Source organism: Streptomyces sp. a15 (assembly GCF_059026085.1).
On sequence record NZ_JBWLKM010000004.1, the window covers coordinates 112,372 to 133,706 of the forward strand.

The 21,335-nt window shown below is 72.2% G+C and carries 20 protein-coding genes; 8 read left to right on the forward strand and 12 right to left on the reverse strand.

The window, feature by feature from the left end; translation table 11 throughout:
• Nucleotides 1-29: 29 nt before the first annotated feature.
• The gene (locus AC5P09_RS06465) at nt 30-209 is read left to right on the forward strand and encodes a hypothetical protein (protein ID WP_493872863.1); all 180 of its coding nucleotides are present in this window, start codon (nt 30-32) and stop codon (nt 207-209) included.
• Here AC5P09_RS06465 and AC5P09_RS06470 read toward each other — a convergent pair.
• The 9 genes from AC5P09_RS06470 to zapE all read right to left on the reverse strand — a co-directional run bounded on the left by AC5P09_RS06470 (nt 151) and on the right by zapE (nt 9,856).
• The gene (locus AC5P09_RS06470; RefSeq protein ID WP_493872864.1) at nt 151-1,062 is read right to left on the reverse strand and encodes a polysaccharide deacetylase family protein; all 912 of its coding nucleotides are present in this window, start codon (nt 1,060-1,062) and stop codon (nt 151-153) included. The genes AC5P09_RS06465 and AC5P09_RS06470 overlap by 59 nt on opposite strands.
• Before the next feature lie 60 nt (nt 1,063-1,122).
• Nucleotides 1,123-2,637 (reverse strand): FAD-dependent oxidoreductase, encoded by a 1,515-nt coding sequence (locus AC5P09_RS06475; protein ID WP_493872865.1) that lies wholly within the window; start codon nt 2,635-2,637, stop codon nt 1,123-1,125.
• A gap of 28 nt (nt 2,638-2,665) precedes the next feature.
• Nucleotides 2,666-3,547: a PPK2 family polyphosphate kinase gene (locus AC5P09_RS06480; RefSeq protein WP_493872866.1), complete on the reverse strand. Its 882-nt coding sequence runs from the start codon at nt 3,545-3,547 to the stop codon at nt 2,666-2,668.
• A 21-nt stretch (nt 3,548-3,568) separates the two neighbouring features.
• Nucleotides 3,569-5,008, reverse strand: coding sequence for a PhoX family protein (locus tag AC5P09_RS06485; protein ID WP_493872867.1), 1,440 nt, complete (start codon nt 5,006-5,008; stop codon nt 3,569-3,571).
• A 94-nt stretch (nt 5,009-5,102) separates the two neighbouring features.
• A complete protein-coding gene (locus AC5P09_RS06490) occupies nt 5,103-5,903 on the reverse strand; it encodes a slipin family protein (protein ID WP_493872868.1) in 801 nt (266 codons plus the stop codon).
• Between the two features lie 102 nt (nt 5,904-6,005).
• Nucleotides 6,006-7,466: a SulP family inorganic anion transporter gene (locus tag AC5P09_RS06495; RefSeq protein WP_493873001.1), complete on the reverse strand. Its 1,461-nt coding sequence runs from the start codon at nt 7,464-7,466 to the stop codon at nt 6,006-6,008.
• Nucleotides 7,467-7,480: 14 nt separating this feature from the next.
• Complete coding sequence (locus AC5P09_RS06500; protein ID WP_493872869.1) at nt 7,481-8,059, reverse strand: carbonic anhydrase; 579 nt, start codon at nt 8,057-8,059, stop codon at nt 7,481-7,483.
• Between the two features lie 86 nt (nt 8,060-8,145).
• The gene (locus tag AC5P09_RS06505) at nt 8,146-8,538 is read right to left on the reverse strand and encodes a hypothetical protein (protein WP_493872870.1); all 393 of its coding nucleotides are present in this window, start codon (nt 8,536-8,538) and stop codon (nt 8,146-8,148) included.
• A gap of 205 nt (nt 8,539-8,743) precedes the next feature.
• Complete coding sequence (zapE, locus tag AC5P09_RS06510; RefSeq protein ID WP_493872871.1) at nt 8,744-9,856, reverse strand: cell division protein ZapE; 1,113 nt, start codon at nt 9,854-9,856, stop codon at nt 8,744-8,746.
• A gap of 162 nt (nt 9,857-10,018) precedes the next feature.
• Here zapE and AC5P09_RS06515 point away from each other — a divergent pair, with 162 nt between their 5' ends.
• The 4 genes from AC5P09_RS06515 (at nt 10,019) to msrB (ending at nt 13,538) form a co-directional block, all read left to right on the forward strand.
• On the forward strand, nt 10,019-10,927 hold the full coding sequence (locus tag AC5P09_RS06515) for a pyrimidine reductase family protein (protein WP_493872872.1): 909 nt from the start codon (nt 10,019-10,021) through the stop codon (nt 10,925-10,927).
• Nucleotides 10,928-11,148: 221 nt separating this feature from the next.
• Entirely contained in the window at nt 11,149-11,622 is a 474-nt protein-coding gene (locus tag AC5P09_RS06520; protein ID WP_266432478.1) for an indole-3-glycerol phosphate synthase, read from the forward strand.
• 87 nt (nt 11,623-11,709) lie between these two features.
• Entirely contained in the window at nt 11,710-13,101 is a 1,392-nt protein-coding gene (gene murC, locus AC5P09_RS06525; protein WP_493872873.1) for a UDP-N-acetylmuramate--L-alanine ligase, read from the forward strand.
• 29 nt (nt 13,102-13,130) lie between these two features.
• Nucleotides 13,131-13,538 carry a peptide-methionine (R)-S-oxide reductase MsrB gene (gene msrB / locus AC5P09_RS06530; protein WP_493872874.1) on the forward strand — a complete coding sequence of 136 codons (408 nt, stop codon included), beginning with the start codon at nt 13,131-13,133 and terminating at the stop codon, nt 13,536-13,538.
• A gap of 8 nt (nt 13,539-13,546) precedes the next feature.
• On the opposite strand, the gene AC5P09_RS06535 is transcribed toward msrB, so the two are convergent.
• The gene (locus tag AC5P09_RS06535) at nt 13,547-14,590 is read right to left on the reverse strand and encodes a LacI family DNA-binding transcriptional regulator (RefSeq protein ID WP_493872875.1); all 1,044 of its coding nucleotides are present in this window, start codon (nt 14,588-14,590) and stop codon (nt 13,547-13,549) included.
• A 189-nt stretch (nt 14,591-14,779) separates the two neighbouring features.
• Between AC5P09_RS06535 and AC5P09_RS06540 the strand changes: the two genes are divergently transcribed.
• Complete coding sequence (locus AC5P09_RS06540; RefSeq protein ID WP_493872876.1) at nt 14,780-15,847, forward strand: glycoside hydrolase family 5 protein; 1,068 nt, start codon at nt 14,780-14,782, stop codon at nt 15,845-15,847.
• A 170-nt stretch (nt 15,848-16,017) separates the two neighbouring features.
• Here AC5P09_RS06540 and AC5P09_RS06545 read toward each other — a convergent pair whose 3' ends face one another.
• The gene (locus AC5P09_RS06545) at nt 16,018-17,073 is read right to left on the reverse strand and encodes a lysylphosphatidylglycerol synthase transmembrane domain-containing protein (protein WP_493872877.1); all 1,056 of its coding nucleotides are present in this window, start codon (nt 17,071-17,073) and stop codon (nt 16,018-16,020) included.
• A 269-nt stretch (nt 17,074-17,342) separates the two neighbouring features.
• Here AC5P09_RS06545 and AC5P09_RS06550 point away from each other — a divergent pair, with 269 nt between their 5' ends.
• Nucleotides 17,343-18,848, forward strand: a complete 1,506-nt coding sequence (locus tag AC5P09_RS06550; RefSeq protein ID WP_493872878.1) for a glycoside hydrolase family 3 N-terminal domain-containing protein — start codon at nt 17,343-17,345, stop codon at nt 18,846-18,848.
• An 18-nt stretch (nt 18,849-18,866) separates the two neighbouring features.
• On the opposite strand, the gene AC5P09_RS06555 is transcribed toward AC5P09_RS06550, so the two are convergent.
• The gene (locus AC5P09_RS06555; RefSeq protein WP_493873002.1) at nt 18,867-20,084 is read right to left on the reverse strand and encodes a glycoside hydrolase 5 family protein; all 1,218 of its coding nucleotides are present in this window, start codon (nt 20,082-20,084) and stop codon (nt 18,867-18,869) included.
• An 82-nt stretch (nt 20,085-20,166) separates the two neighbouring features.
• On the opposite strand from AC5P09_RS06555, the gene AC5P09_RS06560 reads away from it, so the two are divergent.
• Nucleotides 20,167-21,210 carry an N-acetylglucosamine kinase gene (locus tag AC5P09_RS06560; RefSeq protein WP_493872879.1) on the forward strand — a complete coding sequence of 348 codons (1,044 nt, stop codon included), beginning with the start codon at nt 20,167-20,169 and terminating at the stop codon, nt 21,208-21,210.
• Nucleotides 21,211-21,335: the final 125 nt, after the last annotated feature.

Consider the following 21,335-nt stretch of genomic DNA (forward strand, 5'->3'; position numbering starts at 1 on the left):
ACCGGGGGACGGGAACCTACCCTGGGTGTATGAGCGAGGACTACTGCACGATCCGCGAGGCGCCGACACCGCCGAAGGCGGACGGGCCGCCGTACGCGGAGTGCGTCCTGTGCCGGAAGCCCACGGAGCACCCGGAGTCGTACAAGGGGATCACCCTGTGCCCGGTGTGCGAGTGGCAGGAGGCGCAGCGGACGGCCTGCTCGGGCTGAGCGCCGCGTCCCCGATGAGCTCGGACACCTTCACGAACCGGTACCCCCGCTTCCGCAGTTCCGGCACGATCCCGCGCACGGCCCGCTCGGTCGTCGGCGCCGCACTGCGCGTGCAGTGCATGACGACGACCGACCCCGGCCGCACCCCCTCCAGGACCTGCCGTGCCACGGCGTCCGCGTCCGTCGCGAACGCGTCCCCGCCGACCACGTCCCACTGCACCGCGGTCACCCCGGCCGGGGTCAGCGCCTTCAGGGCCCGCCGGTCGTAGCACCCGCCGGGAAAGCGGAAGTACGGCATCGGATCGGGCACCCCGGCCTCGCGGAACGCCCCGTACGCCCGCTCCACATCCGCGCGCATCCGGTTCTCGGAGACGGTCGGCAGCCCGTAGCAGTCGTCGGTGAAGGCGTAGTGGCTGTAGGAGTGGTTGGCGACCTCGAAGAGCGGGTCCCGGCCGATGGAGCGGGCCTGGGCCGGGTACTCCTCGGCCCATCGGCCCGTCATGAACACCGTGGCCGGCACCTTCAGCGCGCGCAGCGTCGAGATCAGCCGCGGATTGTCGAACCGCTCGCCCGCCGCCGCCCGGGGCCCCTGGCCGGCGGTCATGTCGGCGTCGAAGGTGAGCGCGACGGTCCTGTCCGAGGCGCGGCGAGGGCCGTTCTCGAAGACGGGGGTCAGGCCGGCCGGGCCGGGGGCGAGGGTCGGCGGCCGGGACGGGGTCGCGGAGGGCGCGGAGGGCGCGGGGCGAGCGGGCTGGGGTGGCTGGGGTGCCTGAGGAGTGCCGCAGGCGGCGAGAGTGGCGAGGGCGGCGGCAAGGCCGCAGGCGGTGGTGACACGACGTACGCGAGTGATCACCGTAGGAACGTATGATGATCATCTCTCTACGGGTGCAGGCGCGGCTGCGATGTCACCCGGTCAGATCTCCCGCTGCTCCAACGGCCGCGTCGCCGGCCCCTGCACCACCTTGCCGTCCGTGTCGAAGCGCGAGCCGTGGCACGGGCACTCCCACGCACACTCGGCCGCGTTGAAGGCGACCAGACAGCCCATGTGGGTGCAGCGCGGCGAGAGGGCGTGCAGATGACCGGCCTCGTCCCGGTACACGGCGAGCCGGTCGCCGTCGGCGCGGACGACGGCGCCCTCGCCGGGCGGCAGCGCCTCGACCGGCGGCGGGGGCCGCAGCCGGTCGCCGACGAAGTGGCGGGCGACCTGCGCCTGGTGCTTGAGGAACGACGGCGCCTCGCGGACGGTCGAGCGCAGCCGGCGCGGGTCGTACAGCTCGCTCCACGCGCACTCCTCGCCTGTGATCTGCGCCGTGAGGAGACGGCCCGCCATGATCCCGCCGCTCATGCCCCAGCCGCCGAAGCCGGTGGCGACGTAGGTGTGGTGGGCGCCCGGGTGCATCGGGCCGACGAGCGGGACGGTGTCCGTGGGGTCGTTGTCCTGGGTGGCCCAGGCGTGGGTGAGGGTGACGTCGGGGAAGTGCTCGGCGGCCCAGTCGGACAGGTGCTGGAAGCGGGAGCGGGTGTCGCCGGTGCCGGGCGTGAAGTGCTCCCCGGTGACGATGAGCAGCCGGTCCTCGCCGTGCGGTGCCGTACGGACCGACCGGGTGCCCTCGTCCGGCGTGATGTACATGCCGTCCGGGTCCCGGTCGGCGCCGATGGTGCCGGCGACGACCAGCTCGCGGCGCGGGGAGAGCCGGGTGAACAGCAGGGCGCGGTCGAAGACCGGATAGTGCGTGGCGACCACGACGTCCCGGGCGGTCACCCGCGCCCCCGCGTCGGTGGTCAGCCGGCACGGCTCGCCCTCCTCCAGGCCCACCACCGTGGTGTGCTCGTACACCTGCCCGCCGCGCGCGACCAGGTCGTCGGCGAGGGCCAGCAGGTACTTGCGCGGATGGAACTGCGCCTGCCCGGTGACCTTCACGGCGCCCGCCACGGGGAACGGCAGCCCGGTCTCCGTGACGAAGGAGGCCGGCAGCCCCGCCTCCCGCGCGGCCGCGGCCTCGGCGCGCAGCTCGTTGATCCGGCCCGCGTCGCAGGCGTACGTGTACGCGCTCCGGCGCTCCCAGTCGCAGTCGACGCCCAGCTCTTCCGCGGTCCGCGCGGCCCGCTCGATCGCCTCGGACTGCGAGCGGGCGTACAGCCGTGCCCCCTCGGGACCGCGGGTGCGCCGCAGCTTGTCGTAGATCAGGGTGTGCAGGGCGGTCACCTTGGCGGTGGTGTGCCCGGTGACGCCGGCCGCCACCCGCTCGGCCTCCAGCAGCGCCACGCGCCGCCCGGCCCGCGCCAGCTCCCAGGCCGTGCTCAGCCCGGCGATTCCGGCGCCGATCACGGCCACGTCCACCTCGATGTCGTCCGCCAGCGTGGCGCGGTCCGGGCCCTGTGCGGTCTCAAGCCAGTACGAGCCGCTGACGTGCGGGTTCTCGGTCATGCGGGCCGGGTACCCCGTCCGGCCCGGTTCACTGCGCGAGCAATCGCCGGCGGCACTCCGCCACGTCGAAGTCGGGCTTCGGATACCGCGGGTCGAGCTCCCGGAGATGCTCCAGGAGCAGCCGGCCCACCGCCCAGTTCCGGTACCACTTGTGGTCCGACGGGATCACGTACCAGGGGGCGTACGACGTCGAGCAGCGCTCCAGGGCGATCGTGTACGCCTCCTGGAACGCGGGCCACAGCGCCCGGTCGTCGATGTCGGACGGGCTGAACTTCCAGTGCTTGTCCGGGCGGTCGAGGCGTTTGACCAGGCGGCGCCGCTGCTCCTGGTAGGAGATGTCCAGGAAGCACTTGATCACGGTCGTACCGTCGTCGGCGAGGGACTTCTCGAAGCGGTTGATCTCGTCGTAGCGGCGCTCGATCTCGTCGCGCGGGGCGAGCTCGCGGACCCGGGCGACGAGGACGTCCTCGTAGTGCGAGCGGTCGAAGATGCCCAGCTCGCCGGGGTGCGGGAGGGCCTGCTCGACCCGCCACAGGAAGGGGTGCGCCCGCTCCTCGGCGGTGGGTGCCTGGAACGCCCGGACGCGGCAGCCGGCGGGGTTGCAGAAGCCGATCACGTGCTTGATCGTGCCGCCCTTGCCGCTGGTGTCCATGCCCTGGAGGACGAGCAGGACCCGGCGCCGGTCACCCGCCGTGCTGGCCGCGAACAGGCGTTCCTGCAGGTCGGCGAGGTCCTCGCCCATGCGGGCGGTGGCCGCCTTGCCCGCGGACTTGTCCCCGGGGCCGACAGGGAGCGAGCCGGTGTCGTAGGAGGAGAGATCGACCGGCTCGCCGCCCGGAACGCGCAGCAGCTCACGGAGCCTGGTCCTGCCGCCCTTCCCGGACTTCCGTCGAGCGTCCTTGTCGGCCACGGGGCACCCCTTCCGGTCCGGCTACTTACGCCACGGCCCCGTCACCGCGAAGGTCGTCCCGGGCCTGTAGCAGTTGACGTACATCGTCCCGCCGTCCGGAGAGAAGGTCACTCCGGCGAACTCGCCCCACTCCGGTTCCTCCGGAGTACCGATGGTCTGACGGTTGCGGGCCATCGCGTAGACCTCGCCGCGCCGGGTGACGCCGTAGACGTGCTGGGCGCCGTTGCCGTCCTCGCAGACCATCAGGCCGCCGCTGGGGGCGAGACAGATGTTGTCCGGGGACTCGCCGGGGAGCTGGATGTCGGTGTCCGGGCCGAAGACGATCACCAGGGTCAGCCGGCGCTCGGAGGGGTCGTAGCGCCAGATCTGCCCGAAGTGGTCGGCCGCCGAGCCCTCCGCGCTGCGCGCGAACGACGACACGAAGTACACCGACCGGCCGCCCCAGTAGCAGCCCTCCAGCTTCTGCGCGTGCGTGATGCCCTTCGGGCCGAAATCCTGGAGGCGGATGGGGGTTTCGGCCGCGAGCGGGTCCGGTACGTCGACCCACTCGACGCCGTCGAAGCAGGCGCCCGTGTCCTGGATCGAGGACAGGTCGGGTACGCCGGGCACGCGCATGGCCTGGAGCCGGCCGCCCTTGCGCAGCGAGCCGGGTCCGCCGAGCGGCTTCTCGGGAAGGAAGCGGTAGAAGAGGCCGAAGGGCTTGAGGAAGGCGTCCTCGGTCTCGTAGATGATGCCCCGCTTCGGGTCGACGGCGATCGCCTCGTGCTGGAAGCGGCCCATCGCGGTCAGCGGTACGGCGCCGGAGCGGTGCGGGTCGACCGGGTCGACCTCGAAGATGAAGCCGTGGTCCTTGGTGTAGCCGTTGGTGCCGGCCTTGTCCTCGGTCTCCTCGCAGGTCAGCCAGGTGCCCCAAGGGGTCGGTCCGCCCGCGCAGTTGACGGCCGTACCGGCGATCGCGACCCGCTCGGACAGCACCTTGGCACGGGAGTCGAGCGTCAGCGTCGTACAGCCGCCCTTGCCGGCCGGGTCGTACGTCAGCCCCTTGACCGTCGGGACGGCGAGCGTGGCGGTGTTGCGGTTCTCGTGGTTGCGGACCAGATGTACGACGCGAGCACTGCCGTTTCTGCCGGCGAAGGCCGACATGCCGTCGTGGTTGGAGGGCACCTTGCCCTCGCCGGAGCGCAGCGGGTCGCCCTCGCGGGACAGAACCCGGTAGCGGAAACCTTCCGGCAGATCGAGCAGGCCCTTCGGATCGGGTACGAGTGGGCCGTAGCCGGTGTGGCCCAGGGGCTGTGCGGCGGCGGTGCCCGCGAAGAGTTCGGAGAGGTTTCCGGCGAAGGCGATCGAGACGCCCAGGGCACCCGTGCGGGCCAGTATCTGACGGCGGGTCGACGTGTCGGCTGTCGAGGCGGAGGCCGTCTCGGAGGCCGTCTCGGAGGCGGAGGTGGTGGTCTCGGACATGGGGGCAGCAACCTTCCTGCTGGCGGACAGGAACCTGTGACCCCGCCGTGTCTACCACCTGCCGACGGCCACGGGAACCACGCGCGTAGACGTGTCACTTCCCGATCGGCTTCTGGGACGCCTGCTCCACAGGCGCCTGCTGTGCCCGCTCCAGGAAGCGCAACAGCTCCACCGGGAAGGGCAGGACGAGGGTCGAGTTCTTCTCGGCGGCGACCGCCACCACCGTCTGCAACAGGCGCAGTTGGAGCGCGGCGGGCTGCTCCGACATCACGCCGGCGGCCTCCGCGAGCTTCTTGGACGCCTGCAGTTCCGCGTCCGCGTTGATGATCCGGGCCCGCCGCTCACGGTCCGCCTCGGCCTGGCGGGCCATGGAACGCTTCATGGTCTCGGGCAGCGACACGTCCTTGATCTCGACGCGGTCGATGGTCACGCCCCACTCCACGGCCGGGCTGTCGATCATCAACTCCAGCCCCTGGTTCAGCTTTTCGCGGTTCGACAGCAGGTCGTCCAGATCGCTCTTGCCGATGATCGAACGCAGGGAGGTCTGCGCCATCTGGGAGACCGCGAACTTGTAGTCCTCGACGCGGACGAGCGCGTACGCCGCGTCGACCACCTTGAAGTACACGACCGCGTCCACGCGCACCGTCACGTTGTCCCGGGTGATGCCCTCCTGGGCCGGCACCGGCATCGTGACGATCTGCATGTTCACTTTGTGCAGCCGGTCCACGAGCGGGATGATCAGGGTGAACCCCGGCGGTCGCACGTCACCGGCGAGCCGCCCGAGCCGGAAGACCACCCCGCGTTCGTACTGCTTGACGATCCGCGCCGCCGAGGCGATGTAGACGACCCCGGCGGAACCGGCGGCGACGGCCGCCGTCAACAGTTCCTGGAGCATCCCGGCCTCCTCGTCGAGAGGTCCGCTCTGTCTGCTCCTGCAACGATATGCCCGGTGCCTGGTCCGGGGCCACGATCGGCCCCGGACCAGGCACCGGTGTGCTTACGCGGCGGTGACGACCCGCACGGGTTCCGTGCCGACCGCGCTATGCCGCTCGGCCCAGTTCTCCAAGGCCTGACGGCAGGCGTGGTCGAGGTGGTGCAGCCCGGACAGGTCCAGCTCGACCGGGCGGTCCTGGGGCAGCGACTCCAGATCGTCGAGGATCTTCGGCAGCCGGAGGAAGGTCGCGTTGCCCGACAGGTACGCCTGGACGGGGCCGGCGCCCTTGTCTATGACCTCCATCTTGATGTGCGAGGCCTCCCAGGCGGTCTTCACGACCGCCAGCGCGAGACCGATGAGCACGCCCTCGAACATGCTGACCGCGACGATCGACACGGCCGTGACGACCAGGATCAGCGCCTCGCCGCGGTGCTCGCGCCACAGCGACACGATCTGCCGGACGGGGATGAGCTTGGCGCCGGCGTGCACCAGGATGCCCGCCAGAGCCGGGATCGGGATGTACGCCAGGACGTTGGGCAGCAGCGCCGCGAACAGCAGCAGCCACACGCCGTGCATCACGCGGGACGCCTTCGTCTTCGCGCCCGCCTGGACGTTCGCGGCGCTGCGCACGATCACCGCGGTCATCGGCAGCGCGCCGAGCACACCGCAGAGCGCGTTGCCGGCGCCCTGCGCGACCAGTTCCTTGTCGTACTCGGTGCGCGGACCGTCGTGCAGCCGGTCCACGGCCGCCGCGCTGAACAGTGACTCGGCGGACGCGATCAGCGTGAACGCGACGATCGTGCCGAGCACGCCTACTGTCGCGAGTTCGCCGAAGGCGTCCATCGACGGCGGCTGGATGGAGCCCAGCAGCCCCTGCACCTCGACGGTGGCGACCGGCATTGAGAACACCAGGGCGGCGAGCGTCGCGAGACCGACGGCGGCGAGCGGTCCGGGGACCGTGCGCAGCTGCTTCGGCATCCGCTTCCACAGCACGAGCACGGCGATGGTGCCCGCGCCGAGGCCGAGCGAGGCCAGCGCGCCGGTGTTCTGGACGGCGTCGGCGAGGGCGCCGGGCAGTCCGGCTATTTTGCCGAGGCCGGAGGCCGGGGCCTCGGCGTCCACGACCGAGTACAGCTGTCCGGCGATCAGGACCAGCCCGATTCCGGCCAGCATGCCCTCGACGACGGAGACCGAGATGGCCCGGAAGTAGCGCCCGAGCTTCAGGCCGCCCATGAGGATCTGGAGCAGCCCGGTCGCCAGGACGATCACGCCGAGCACGGGCAGGCCGTATTCCTGGACGGCCTCGAAGACGAGCACGGTCATACCCGCGGCCGGTCCGGAGACCTGGAGGCTGCTGCCCCGCATGAGACCGGTGACGATGCCGCCGACGATGCCGGTGACCAGGCCCAGCTCGGCCGGGACCCCGGAGGCGACGGCCACGCCGACGCACAGCGGGAGGGCGACGAGGAAGACGACGAGGGAGGCGGCGAAGTCCTGTCGCAGGTGAGGGTACTTGGTTCGCAGATCCACGGCCGTCCTCACAGTGCCCGGAAGGCGTCGGAGGACACGTCGTGGGTCAGCACCGACCCTGTGTGGACCTCGTAGTACCAGGCGTGGATGTTCAGTTGGCCTTCCGCCAGCTTCTTGTCGATGAAGGGGTAGGAACGGAGCCGCAGTACCTGGGCGAGGACGTGGCTCTGCACGCCCTCGGCCACGCACGGATCCTCGACCGCCCCCGCGGGGCGTGGCGTGGCGTTCGTGAGCCAGTCGCGCACGGCCGGTACGGCGGTCAGGTCGTCGCCGCGCACCAGGGCGCCGACGGCGCCGCAGTGCGAGTGCCCGCAGACGACGATGTCACGGACGCCGAGCACCTCCACCGCGTACTCGATGGTGGCCGCCTCGCTGGTGGGGTGCTCGGAGGCGTACGGAGGGACGATGTTGCCCGCGGTGCGCAGCTCGAAGAGCTCGCCGGGGCGGGCGCCCGTGATCAGCGCCGGGACGACCCGGGAATCGGAGCAGGTGATGAAGAGGACCTGCGGAGACTGGCCTTCGGCCAGCCTGGCGAACTCCTCAGGGCGCTGTCCGAACGTGCGGGCGTTGTCGATGAGGGGCTGCATGTGTGGTGACTCCTCCTGGCGCGCGGAAGGGCGCGTCGGACGTACATGACAGATGTGGGGGATGTGACTGCGTGCTGTCGGCGCTGTCAGCAGCGGAAGACCTGAAGTGCGGCCGGGGTATGGGATGTCGAGGGTCTTGACATCCGCAAGGCGCCGGGCACGGCAGGTTTGCTCACGGCCGCCGGATCCTGGGCCAGCAGTGGCCGTTCGGGCCCTTGAGGGGCGAAGTCGACGGCGCGGTGCCGGTCGCGGTTGCGCAGGGGACCGGTCGGGTCCTCGGCGGGGTCGCAGTGGCGGTGCGTGGCGGACTCGTCGCGCAGTGCCTTGCCGGAGAGCTTGGTTCCGGGCTGAGCTTTGGCCTCTGCCTGACGGACCGTATGCGCGGATGCGAAGGACGCGGTGGGTGCGAAGAACTGGAGGGCGAGCAGGACGGCGGCGAGGGCCGCTATCACGGTCCGTACCGTCGTACCTCGAAACATGCGCCCCCCTTCAGGCAGTTCTCGTCTCTGGTCCTTTGCCGGTCCTTCTCTAGCCCAAGCCAACGATTGGTCAATGGCTGGTCAAGAAACACCTTAGCCCGGCAAAGTTGTTTGCAGGGTTAACTTAGCGTTTCGACCTGAAGAGAGGCTGAAGCGGGCAGGGTGGCTGGCGTGAACTGGCTCTTGATCTTGCACAGTTGACGCGCTAGGAGGGCTCGACCAGGCCCTTCGCGTCCCGGGCCAGCGCGGTGAGTCGCGAGATCGCCCGGAAGTACTTCTTGCGGTAGCCGCCGTTCAGCATGTCCTCGCTGAAGAGCCGGTCGAAGGGCAGCCCCGCGGCCAGGACCGGGACCTCGCGGTCGTAGAGCCGGTCCGCGAGCACGACGAGCCTGAGGGCCGTCGACTGGTCGGGAATCGGCCGGACGTCGGTGAGGCAGACCGCCGTCAGGTCGTCGGTCAGGGCGCCGTAGCGGCTGGGGTGGACGTGGGCGAGGTGGTCCAGGAGCTGTGGGAAGCCGTCGAGCGAGGCGCCGGGTGTGCGGTGCGCGGCCCGGGTGACCTGCTCGTCGGTGAACGGCGCCGGCGCCTCGGGCAGACCGCGGTGGCGGTAGTCCTCGCCATCGATGCGCAGGGCGCGGAAGTGCGCGGACAGGCCCTGGATCTCGCGCAGGAAGTCGGCCGCCGCGAACCGGCCCTCGCCGAGCTTGCCCGGCAGGGTGTTGGAGGTGGCGGCGAGGGCGACGCCCGCGTCGACGAGCTTGCCGAGCAGCGTCGACACGAGGACGGTGTCACCCGGGTCGTCCAGCTCGAACTCGTCGATGCACAGCAGACGGTGGCCCGAAAGGGTCTGGACCGTCTTCTGGAAGCCGAGGGCGCCGACCAGGTTGGTCAGCTCCACGAAGGTGCCGAACGCCTTGAGCGCGGGCTCGGCCGGGGTGGCGTGCCAGAGGGAGGCGAGCAGGTGGGTCTTGCCGACGCCGTAGCCGCCGTCGAGGTAGACGCCACGGGGGCCGGGCGGGGTCTTCGGCGCCTTGCCCTTCCCGAGGCCCAGGAAGCCGCGCCTGACCTTGCCGGCGCCGGAGGCGTGAGCCCCGCCGAGCCCGGCTGCGAAGCCTTCGAGGACGCGCACGGCCTCGGTCTGGCTGGGCTGGTTCGGGTCCGGGATGTACGTCCCGAAGCGCACCGAGTCGAACCGCGGCGGCGGCACCATCTCGGCGACCAGCCGGTCCGCGGGGACATGGGGCTCACGGTCGCACAGGGACAGCGGGGCGGTGTCGGCTATGGGGCCGAATCCGGACGCGGCGGGGGAGGTAGGCACGGTTACCCATGCTAGGGCCTGCCCGGCGGGACCGGCCTGACCGGGTGTGCGGCGCCCGGCGGACGAGCCCGGTGAAGCCGAGGGCGGGGAGGCCCGCCGGACCCCGCGCCCTGGGCCCGACCGACCGGTCAGAGCGCAGGGGGGCGTGCCACACTGCACGACATGCGACGCCTGTTCCCTGTGACCGATGAGACAGAGGCCCGGACCCCCGGTGAGGGTCCCCCCGGCGAGGGGGTGGGGGGTGCGCGTGAAGGCTCCGGAGGTGATGGCGCCGGCGGGGTCGGCCGGGCCCACCTGGTCGACCGCGAGTGGAGCCTTGCCGAGCTGGCCGCCGCCTACGCCTATCCCGAGCTGGGGCCCCAGGGGGCGGCCGGGGCGGCCGGTTCCGGGGCCGGCTCCGGTGGTCCGGAGGCCTGGCTGCGGGCCAACATGGTGTCCACGCTCGACGGGGCCGCCCAGCACGACGGCCATTCGCAGCCCATCTCCAGCGCCGCCGACATGCGGATCTTCGGCACCCTGCGGGCTCTCGCGGACGTGGTGATCGCCGGCGCGGAAACGGTACGCCAGGAGGGATACCGCCCCGCACGCGCGCGTGCCGAGTTCGCGGAGATGCGGGAGGCGGCGGGGCAGGGGCCGGTCCCCGCGATCGCGGTGGTCAGCGCCAGCCTGAACCTGGACTTCTCGCTCCCGCTGTTCACCTCGCCCCTGGTGCCCACCCTGATCCTCACGGGCGCCGCCGCGGCCCCGGACCGGATCGCGGCGGCCGAGAAGGCGGGCGCGCGGGTGGTCGTCGCCGGTGACGGCGTCGGCGTCGAGCCCGCCCGTGCCGTCCGGGCCCTCGCCGAGCTCGGCCACACGCGGCTGCTCACGGAGGGCGGCCCGCGGCTGCTCGGCCAGCTGGTGGCCGCCGGGGTGCTCGACGAGCTCTGCCTGACCGTGGCCCCGATGCTCAGCGCGGGAGACGCGCAGCGCATCGCGGGCGGGCCCTCGGTCGCCGTTCCGCAGCGGTTCGCACTGGCGTCCCTGCTGGAGGAGGAGGGCTTCCTCTTCAGCCGCTACCGACGGCCGTGAGCCGGCCGGAAGCGGCGGCCGTGAGCCCGGGGCCACCGGCCGTGACGGGCCCGGCTGCTCCGGAAACCGGCTCGATCGACCCCTTCGGCAGCGACTCGGCGGAATCTGCCGTTCCGTTTCGTTTTCCACGGGCACACTGAAACCGGCAGTACCCGTGCGATCGCGGGGCAGGATGGTTTCCGCAGGGCCTCGCACGGCCCACGGAGGAGAAGGGGCGCCCGGTGTTCACAAGCGTTTTGATGATCGAGAAGGCCCTTACGTCCGCCGACGTGGAGTTCGTCACCACCTTGCACGGGGACGAACCGGTCGCCTTCCACGTCCTGCTGCAGCCGCGCGGCGACCAGGCGGACCGGCTGCTGCGGGCCATCGACGACGTCGCGCTCGGCGAGATCGACGAGGCCGCGCGGGAGCTCGAGACGGCGGAGGGCGAGAAGGTGAAGGGGCTCGCCGAGCAGGCGCTCGACGTGTCCCTGCGCGCCCTGCGGGCGGCCGGCAGCGAGGCGGAGGGGCGGCTGATCGAGGCCCATCCGCTGGACGCGCTCAAGTCCCTGGTCGGCGAGATCGACGCGGACGAGGTGATCGTGCTGACGGATCCGCACTACGTGGAGGAGTTCTTCCACCGGGACTGGGCGTCGCGGGCGCGGCACAAGGTGGGGGTGCCGGTGCTGAAGCTGTTCTCGCACAGCAAGGCCTGACGCAACCGGCTGTCCGTCGCGTGGGCCACGGGTCAGTAGGGTGGGTGGCCGAACCGTCGCCGCACCAGCACGTACAGGGAGACACACATGGCACCCGGCCTTCCCACCGCCATGGACCGACCGCATTTCATCGGCATCGGCGGGGCCGGGATGTCCGGGATCGCGAAGATCCTCGCGCAGCGCGGGGCGAAGGTGGCGGGCAGTGACGCGAAGGAGTCCGCGACCGCCGAAGCACTGCGCGCGCTGGGCGCGACCGTGCACATCGGGCACGCGGCGGAGCACCTGGCGGACGACGCCACGTGCGTCGTCGTCTCGTCGGCGATCCGGGCCGACAACCCGGAGCTGGCCCGGGCGGCCGAGCTGGGCATCCCGGTGGTCCACCGTTCGGACGCGCTCGCCCGGCTGATGGACGGCCTGCGTCCGATCGCGGTCGCGGGCACGCACGGCAAGACCACGACCACGTCGATGCTGGCCGTGTCGCTGAGCGAGCTGGGCCTGAAGCCGTCGTACGCGATCGGCGGCGATCTGGACGTGCCCGGCTCCAACGCCCTGCACGGCGCGGGCGAGATCTTCGTCGCCGAGGCGGACGAGTCGGACCGCAGCTTCCACAAGTACGCGCCCGAGGTCGCGATCATCCTCAACGTCGAGCTCGACCACCACGCCAACTACGCCTCCATGGACGAGATCTACGAGTCCTTCGAGACGTTCGCGGGCAAGATCGTGCCCGGTGGCACGCTGGTGATCACGGCGGACCACGAGGGCGCGCGGGAGCTGACGCGGCGGCTGGCCGGGTCGGTGCGGACGGTGACGTACGGGGAGTCGGAGGACGCCGACGTACGGGTTCTGTCCGTGACGGCGCAGGGACTGAAGAGTGAGGTCAGTGTCCTGCTGGACGGCGAGGAACTCACCTTCACGGTCTCCGTGCCCGGCCGTCACTACGCCCACAACGCGGTGGCGGCGCTCGCGGCGGGCGTGGCGCTGGGCGTGCCGGCCGCCGAGCTGGCCCCGGCGCTGGCCGCGTACACCGGTGTGAAGCGGCGCCTCCAGCTGAAGGGCGAGGCGGCGGGGGTCCAGGTCATCGACTCCTACGCCCACCACCCGACGGAGATGACGGCGGACCTGGAGGCGATGCGCGCGGCGGCCGGCGACGCCCGGATCCTGGTCGTCTTCCAGCCGCACCTCTTCTCCCGGACGCAGGAACTGGGCAAGGAGATGGGCCAGTCCCTGGCCCTGGCCGACGCGTCGGTCGTCCTGGACATCTATCCGGCCCGCGAGGACCCGATCCCGGGCGTGACGAGCGAGCTGATCATCGAGGCGGCGCGGGCCGCGGGCGCGGACGTGACGCCGGTGCGCGACAAGGGCGCGGTGCCGGAGGCCGTCGCGGGAATGGCGAAGCCCGGTGATCTCGTTCTCACCATGGGCGCGGGTGACGTGACGGACCTCGGCCCGCAGATTCTGGACCGTCTCGCACAGCAGTAACTCGCACAGAAGCAGAGGGGTTGGCCGACATGTCGTACGACGTCGAGAAGCCGGACGAGCAGTGGCGCGCGGAGCTGACCCCGGCGGAGTACGCCGTGCTGCGGCAGGCCGGCACGGAGCCCGCCTTCGTGGGTGAGTACACCGACACGAAGACCGAGGGCGTCTACTCCTGCCGCGCCTGCGGCGCCGAACTCTTCACCTCCACCACGAAGTTCGAGTCCCACTGCGGCTGGCCGTCCTTCTACGACCCGAGGGACACCGACGCGGTCGAGCTCATCCAGGACCGGTCGCACGGGATGACGCGGACCGAGGTGCGGTGTGCCCGGTGCGGGTCGCACCTCGGGCACGTCTTCGAGGGGGAGGGCTACCCGACCCCCACGGACCAGCGGTACTGCATCAACAGCATCTCGCTGAGGCTGACGCCCGAGGGCGAGTGACCTGACACTCAGCGCGGCGCCGCCGTGCTGTTCCTGACGACCAGGCTGGTCGGGACGAGGTCGGTCCCGGGCCGAGGATCGCCCTGGGTGCGGATCTGGTGGAGGACGCCCTGCACGCAGCGGCGGCCCACCTCGGCGAAGTCCTGGTGGACGGTGGTGAGGGGCGGGACGAAGAAGGCCGCGTCGGGGATGTCGTCGAAGCCGACGACGCTGACGTCCCGGGGGACGGACAGGCCGCGTTCGTGGAAGGCGCGCAGCAGGCCGAGGGCCATCTGGTCGTTGGAGGCGAACACGGCGGTGCAGTCGGGTTTGTCGGCGAGCGCGAGGCCGGCCGCGTAGCCCGACTCGGCCGACCAGTCGCCGTACAGAGGCGGCGGCACCGGGCACCCGGCCTCCTCCAGGACCGCGCGCCAGGCCTGCGTCCGGCGCTGGCCCGCGAACGAGGTCTCGGGGCCCGTCACATGCCACACGGTCCGGTGGCCCAGGTCGAGCAGATGGCGTACGGCCTTCCGCGCGCCGTCGGCCTGGTCGGTGTCGACCACGCTGTGGCGGTCGCCGGCGTCGGAGTCCACGACCACGACATGGACGCCGGGCGGCAGTTGGACCGTGGCGGCGTCGAGCAGGTGGATCTCCATGATGACGATGACGGCGTCGACGGCCAGCTCGCCCATGCGCGTGAACGCCCCCAGCACGTTGTCCTGGGTCGGGACGTCGATGGGGATCAGCGTGATCGCGTACCCCTCGGCCGCGGCGTGCGTGGCGATCGCCTCCACGGTGCGGCTGTTGCCCGTCGAGGACAGGCTGAAGAGGATCACGCCGATGGTGTTGAACTGGCCGTACCGCAGGGCGCGGGCGGCGCTGTTGGGCCGGTAGCCCAGCTCGCGCATCGCGGCGAGCACCTGCTCCCGGGTCGAACTGATCACTCCGGGATGGCCGTTGGAGACCCGCGAGACCGTCTGGGAAGAGACGCCCGCGAGCTGCGCCACATCGGCCATGGAGACCCGCTGCTTGCGGCGCCCGCCGGGCACGCCCGAACCGCCCCGTTCCACCACTGGTGCCTCCTTCGACCCATCCGCAGCCTGTTGCGCGACGCACCGGATGTTACGTGTGGGAAACCTTGACGGCCGCTGGGGCGGATGTCACGATTCCGGCGCCGCCAAGTTTACGTAAATATCACCCTGGACCCCCACCGCTTGCCGTGCATGTTTACGTAAACACGCTGAACCTGAAAGGGTACGTCGATGCGCAGGACCCCCACCAGCACCCGCTTCACGCCCCGGTTGCGTACCGCCTTCGTCGCGGTCGCCCTCGCCGCGATCAGCGGCACCACCCTCGCCGGCAGCCCGGCCTCCGCCTCCGCCGCGTCGCCGAAGACGGACACCACCCAGTTCAAGGGCGTGAACTGGGCCGACCCGCGCGACAACTTCGCCGACGACCTCCTCCAGCTGTCCGGTCTGTCGACCTCCGACACCTACGCCCAGACCTACACCAAGGCGAGCCGGATCATCTCGGCGTTCCGCGCCAACCTCGGGGCCAACACCGTGCGGCTGCCCATCAACCCGTACACGGTCAACGGCAGTTACTGGAAGTCGTACCGCGGGGTCATCGACGCGGCCTCGGACAAGGGCTTCAAGGTCATCGTGTCCTACTGGGAGGGGACGGGCGCCCAGAAGGACGGCTTCATCGACGACGAGGCCACCTACTGGCCCATGTGGAACAACGTCGTCAAGGCCTACAAGAACGACAGCCGCGTCTACTTCGAGCCGATGAACGAGCCGCACGGCTACACCGACACCGAGTGGGCCGACAAGGCCGCGAAGTGGCTGTCGACCTACCCGTCGGTCCCGCGCAACCGGATCTTCGTCAGCGGCGCCGGCTACAACGACCACGTCACCTCGGTGTGTGCCGACCCGCGCCTGAAGGGCACCTACCTGTCGCTGCACCACTACGGGTTCTGGAAGGAGTACGCCACCTACGACCAGTGGGTGGCCGACCTGAAGGTGCGCATCGGGGACTGCGCGAACCGGACCGTCGCGGACGAGTTCGGATCCCCGATGACCACCGGCCTGAACTACAACGTGCCGACCCCGGACAACAACTACATCAACTTCCTCCAGGCCGTCACCGACACCTTCCGCGAGCTCAAGATGGGCTCCGTCTACTGGCCCGGCCTGCGCACCGACGACACCTACTCCCTCCAGACCCTGACTGGCGACCCCGCCCGCCCCTGGCTGGCCACCACCAACCAGTCCGGCGCGGACCGGCTCGCCTGGGCCTGGGGACGCGGCAAGGCCGTCCAGCAGCCCTGACCCGGACGACCCCGTTCTCGGTGGCCCTCGCGACCTGACGCGGGGGCCACCGGCCGCTCATCGGGAGTGCGGCACAATCCCCGGCGCAGCCGCCACGGCCACTGGTGGGCGAAGCTTCCCCGGGCTGAGGTGCGGGTGCTCACGAACCGGCCGTGGCCGACCACCGTTCCCTACAGCACCTTGCGATGGACGAGCGCCGACAGGACGAGCGCGCCCGGGATCAGCGGCAGCCAGATCGTCACCACGCGGTAGCCGATGACGGTCGCCGTGGCGAGGCTCAGAGGCGCGCCGAGTGCGGCCATCGTGAAGACCAGGGCCGCGTCCACGGGGCCGATGCCGCCCGGTGCGGGGACTGCTCCGGCGACCGCGCCCGCGGCGAGGAACGCGAGGGTGACCTGCGCCCAGCTCAGCGGCAGGCCGAGCGCGGCGCCGACCGAGGCGATCACGCTCGCCTGGAGGAGCGGGGTGGCGGCGGCCCCGCCCCACAGGGCGAGGACGCGGGCGGGCCGGGTGTGCAGCAGCCTGGCGTCGGTCAGCGCGGTGCGTACGAAGGTGAGGGCGGGGCGGCGCAGCGGGGGTACGGCCGCCGCGAGCAGGGCCGGTGCCGCGAGACCGAGGGTCACGGCCCCGGCGCCCAGGAGCAACGTTCCTTCGTCAGGGGCGAGTTGGTCCAGCCGCAGCAGGTCGGGGAAGGCCGCGAGGAAGACGAGGAGCACCAGCGTCTTCGCGATCGGGCGGACCAGTACGTAGAGGGCGAGGGAGGCGGCGGCCCGGGGCAGGGGGATGCCCCGGCCCAGCAGGAAACGCAGCGTGACCGCATGGGCGCCCATGCTCGCCGGGAGCACGTGGTTCGCGGCGCCGGCGGCGAACTGCGACGCGAGCAGCAGGCCCGGCGGCAGTCGGTCGGGCAGGGCGCCCTGCCGTACGCACGCGGCGGCCACCCAGCCGAGGCAGGTGAAGAACACCGCCGCCAGCAGCCACCAGGGGTCGGCTGCGGCCAGCCGGGCGGCGCCGTCGTACACGGTGTGCCAGTCGAACGCCGCCCACGCCCCGATCAGCAGGAGCGGGAGCAGGCTCAGCGCCTTGGGGAGGAGGCGCGCGAGGGCGGGGGAGCGGGCGGGGCCGGAGGCGAGGTCAGGAGCGGGGGCAGGGTCAGGAGCGGAGGCGGGGTCAGGAGCGGAGGCGGGGAGCGCTCCGGGGGGACCGTCGAGCGGGAGCAGGGACACGGCGCACGTCGTCCTTCCGCGTCGCGCCCCGCGCGGTGCGGCGCGGGGCGCGACGGATCCGAGGCGGGGCGGGACAGCAGGCGAGCAGACGAGCAGGTGGGGACCGCTGAGTCTTTCCCGTTCGGTGTGACGCCGTGGTGACCGGAAACCGACGGGGTGTGGGCGTGCGGCCGTCGGAAGTGAGTTTGCCCAGGGGGCCGGGGTCTCAGTCCCGGTGCGCCCCGGTGAGAGTGAATCACCAATCCACGTGACTGTTGACTTTTGGCTGAATGAGCCAGAGGATTTCGGGGGTGAGCCACCCCGAAGGCGTGACCCTCAGCACCGCCCGTACCGCGCTCCCCGTCGACCTGGACGAGGCGGCCCACCGCTGTCTGGTCGCCGGGTTCGACGGCACCACGGCCGTCCCCGACACCCTGAAACGGCTGGTCGACCGAGGTCTCGGCGCGGTCATCCTGTTCACCCGCAACGTGCGGGACGCGGAGCAGGTGCGCCGGCTCACCGACACCCTGCGGGCCCTGCGCCCGGACCTGCTCGTCGGCATCGACAACGAGGGCGGCGGCATCGGCCACCTGGTGAGCGCCGGCGCCCCCGAGGTGCCCGGCTCCTTCGCCCTCGGCGTCGCCGACGACCTCGATCTGACCGCCCGGTGCGCCGACGCGCTCGCCGGGCATCTGGCGACGCTCGGCATCACCGCGTCCTACGCGCCGGTCGCCGACGTCCAGCACCTCCCGGACAACCCGATCGTGCGGACCCGCGCGTTCGGCACCGACCCGGAGCTGGTGTCCCGCCACACGGCGGCCTGGATCGCCGCCACCGAGGCGCGCGGCATCGCCTCCTGCGCCAAGCACTTCCCCGGCCACGGCGGCACCGTGACCGACAGCCACCACGAGCTGGCCGTGGACCCGCGGCCGTACGACGAACTCGACCTCACGCCCTTCCGGGCCGCCATCGCCGCCGGTGTGCCGATGCTGATGAGCGCGCATGTCGTGTTCCCGGCGCTGGACGCCAACCGCCCCGCCACCCTCAGCCGCCGCATCCTGCGCGACCTGCTCCGCGACGAGCTCGCCTTCGACGGCGTCCTGGTCAGCGACGCGCTGGAGATGAAGGCGATAGCCGACCGCTACGGCGAGGCGGCCGGGGCGCGGATCGCGCTCGCCGCGGGGGCGGACCAGGTCATCGTCGCCGTACCGGATCTCGAGGTCACGCTGGGCTGCCGGGATGCCGTGCTGGACGCGCTGCGCACCGGGACACTGCCGGACGAGCGGGTCGGGGAGGCCGCGGGGCGGGTGCGCCGGCTCGCGGAGCGGTATGCGGCGCCCGCGGCCGAGGTCGCCGCGTGGGACGCGGGGGTGGGGCTGGAGGCGGCCCGCCGGGCGGTACGGAGCCGCAGTGGTCCCGTACCCGTGCGCGGCGCCCATGTCGTCGACCTGTTCCCGCCGCCGCATCCGGCGCTCAACTGGGGCGGCGAGGACCTGCTGACCGAGCTGCGTGCCGTCGACCCCACGGCCACGGGCACCTGCGTCACCGGAGAGCCCGCGGACCCGGCCGCCCTCGTCGACGGCATCGCGCGCCTGGCCCGGGACACGCCCCTGGTCGTCGCCACCTGCGACGCCGGGCTGCACCCGTGGCAGGCGGGCCTGCGCGACGCCCTGCTGGCCCGGCGGCCGGACGCGGTACGCGTGGCCACCGGGCTGCCGGACGACGGCACCCTGTGCTCGTACGGGCGCGGGAAGGTGAACCTGCGGGCGGTCGCGGAGGCGCTGGCGGGGGTGTGACGTGCCGGAGGTGACGCCTCACGGCAGGCGTACGACCTCCTTGATCCCGCGCGCCGCAAGGTAACCCTCGTCGTCCGCCCGCGACGCCAGGACCACCGCCGGCCGGACCCCCTCCCTGCGCAGCCGCATCCACGCCTCGAAGTACGCGCCTCCCGGGCCGGACACGGAACGGGTGGCCGGCGTGCAGTCCAGGACCAGGGCCGTCTCGCGCGGCCCGGGTGACGGCGGCCGGTCGCGCAGCTCGGCGACCGTGGCGGCGAGGGCGTCGGCGATCGGCTTGCGGCGGCCCGTCGCGTCGAACAGGCCCAGGGTGTACTCGAGCTCCGGATAGTCGGCCAGGGAGCGGTCCACGTCGTGGGAGCACCACCACGTCACGCCCCACAGGTTCGCGCACTTGGCCGCGTTCCGTACGGTCGCCCGCGCGAACTCCGGTGCGTCGGCGGCCGGGATGTGCGGCTCGGGCGCGCCCGTCTCCTGGACCCAGACCGGACGGGCCGGGTCGACCGCGTACGCCGTGGCGAGTTCCGTGCCGTACTCGGCGAGGTGGTGCACCTGCGGGGAGGCGGCGCCGTAGCGGCGGGCGCAGTCGCCGGAGAACACCCAGGGGTGGACGGTGGTCAGGTCGCCCTTGTGGGCCGAGGCCTCCGGGGTGAACGGGTGGTCGTCGCCGTACCAGGCGGCGTCGTACGCGGAGTGCGTGACCAGGTGACCGGGGCGCACGCCCGCGCGGGCGGCGGCCAGCAGGGTGTCGAGGTAGTGGTCGACCTCCTCGGCCGTCACCGGGTTGTGCTCGACCAGGTTGTTGAGCTCGTTGCCGAGTTGGAGACCGATCAGGTTGGGGCGGCCGGTGAGGGCGCGGCCCAGCGTGCGCAGGAGTTCGGCCTGCGCCTCGATGGCCTCGGGGTCGGTGAACACGTTGCGGTGGTGCCAGCTGCGGGTCCACTCCGGGTAGAAGTCGAAGCTGGACAGATGCCCCTGCACGCCGTCCACGAGGACGTCGAGGCCCGCCTCCGCGGCCAGGTCGACGAGCTGCGCCAGCTGGTCGACGGCGGCGGGGCGGATGAGCGTGCGGTTGGGCTGCAGGAGCGGCCACAGATGGAAGACCCGGACGTGGTCGAGGCCGAGCCCGGCTATCTGGTCCAGGTCCTCCCGGGCGTGCACGGCGTCGAAGTCGTGCCAGGAGTGGAACCAGCCGCGGCGGGGCGTGTAGTTGACGCCGAAGCGGAGTGTAGGGATGGGATCCTCCTCGAGTCCGGGGCTTGTCCTGTGTGAGTACCGCTCTTGTGCTGCGCGAATGTATCAACCACCATAGTCAGTGATGGGCAATGATTTGAACCAGAAGTATGGCGACGACGAGCTCGTCGTCGGCCTCGACGCGGGCGGCACGCGTACCCGTGTCGTGCTCGCCGCCGCCGCGGACGGCCGCCTGCTGGGCGAGGGTGCCGCCGGGCCGGGCAACGCCCTGACCGTCCCGATGCCGCAGCTCGTCGAGCATCTGGCCGAGGCCGTCGCCGCGGCGGTGCCCGAGGAGGCGCGCGGCCGGGTCGTGTCCGTGGCCGGCGGCTTCGCGGGCGCCACGGCGGCCTCCCCGGACGACCCGGGGCACCTCAATGCCCGGTCCGCCCTCACCTCGGCCCTGCGGCGGCTCGGCATCCCGGCCGGTCCGGTCGGCATCTGCAGCGACATCGAGGCCGCCTTCGCCGCCGCGCCCGGCACTCCGGCCGACGGCCTCGCCCTGGTGGCCGGCACCGGCGCGGTCGCGATGCGCATCGCCGACCGCCGGGGCACGGTCACCGTGGACGGCGACGGCTGGCTGCTCGGCGACGACGGCAGCGGCTTCTGGATCGGGCGTACGGCGGTACGGGCCGCGTTGCGCATGGCGGACGGACGGGGACCGGCGACGTCCCTGGCCGCGTCCGTGGGGCGGGCACTGGGACTGCCGGGCGGCGTGCTGCCGTACGACGGCGAGGGCGCCGGTGAGAGTGAGCGCAAGGCCGGCTGGAGTCGCCCCCACCGCGAGGCCTACCGCATGCACCTGCTCCCGGCCGTCATGGCCGACCCCCCGATCCGGCTCGCCCGGCTGGCGCCACTGGTGGCCGAGGCGGCGCGGGAGAAGGACGCGGTCGCCGAGACCATCCTCGAAGAGGCAGCCGACCAACTGACCGAGACGGTACGGGCGTTGAACCCCCGCCCCGGCGAACCGCTCGTCGCCACCGGCGGCCTGCTCGGTCCCGGCGGCCCTCTGACGGCCTCCCTGTCCGACCGCCTCGCTCCCCTCGGTCTGGCGCTCGACTGGGTGGCCGACGGCTGCCGGGGTGCCGTGGCCCTGGCCCGGCTCGCGCATGGCGGTGGCAGCCGATGAACGTCATGGTCGACCAACTGGCCGATGCCGTAGGGGCGTTGGACTCCTGCCCCGGCGAACCGCTCGTCGCCACCGGCGGCCTGCTCGGTCCCGGCGGCCCTCTGACGGCCTCCCTGTCCGACCGC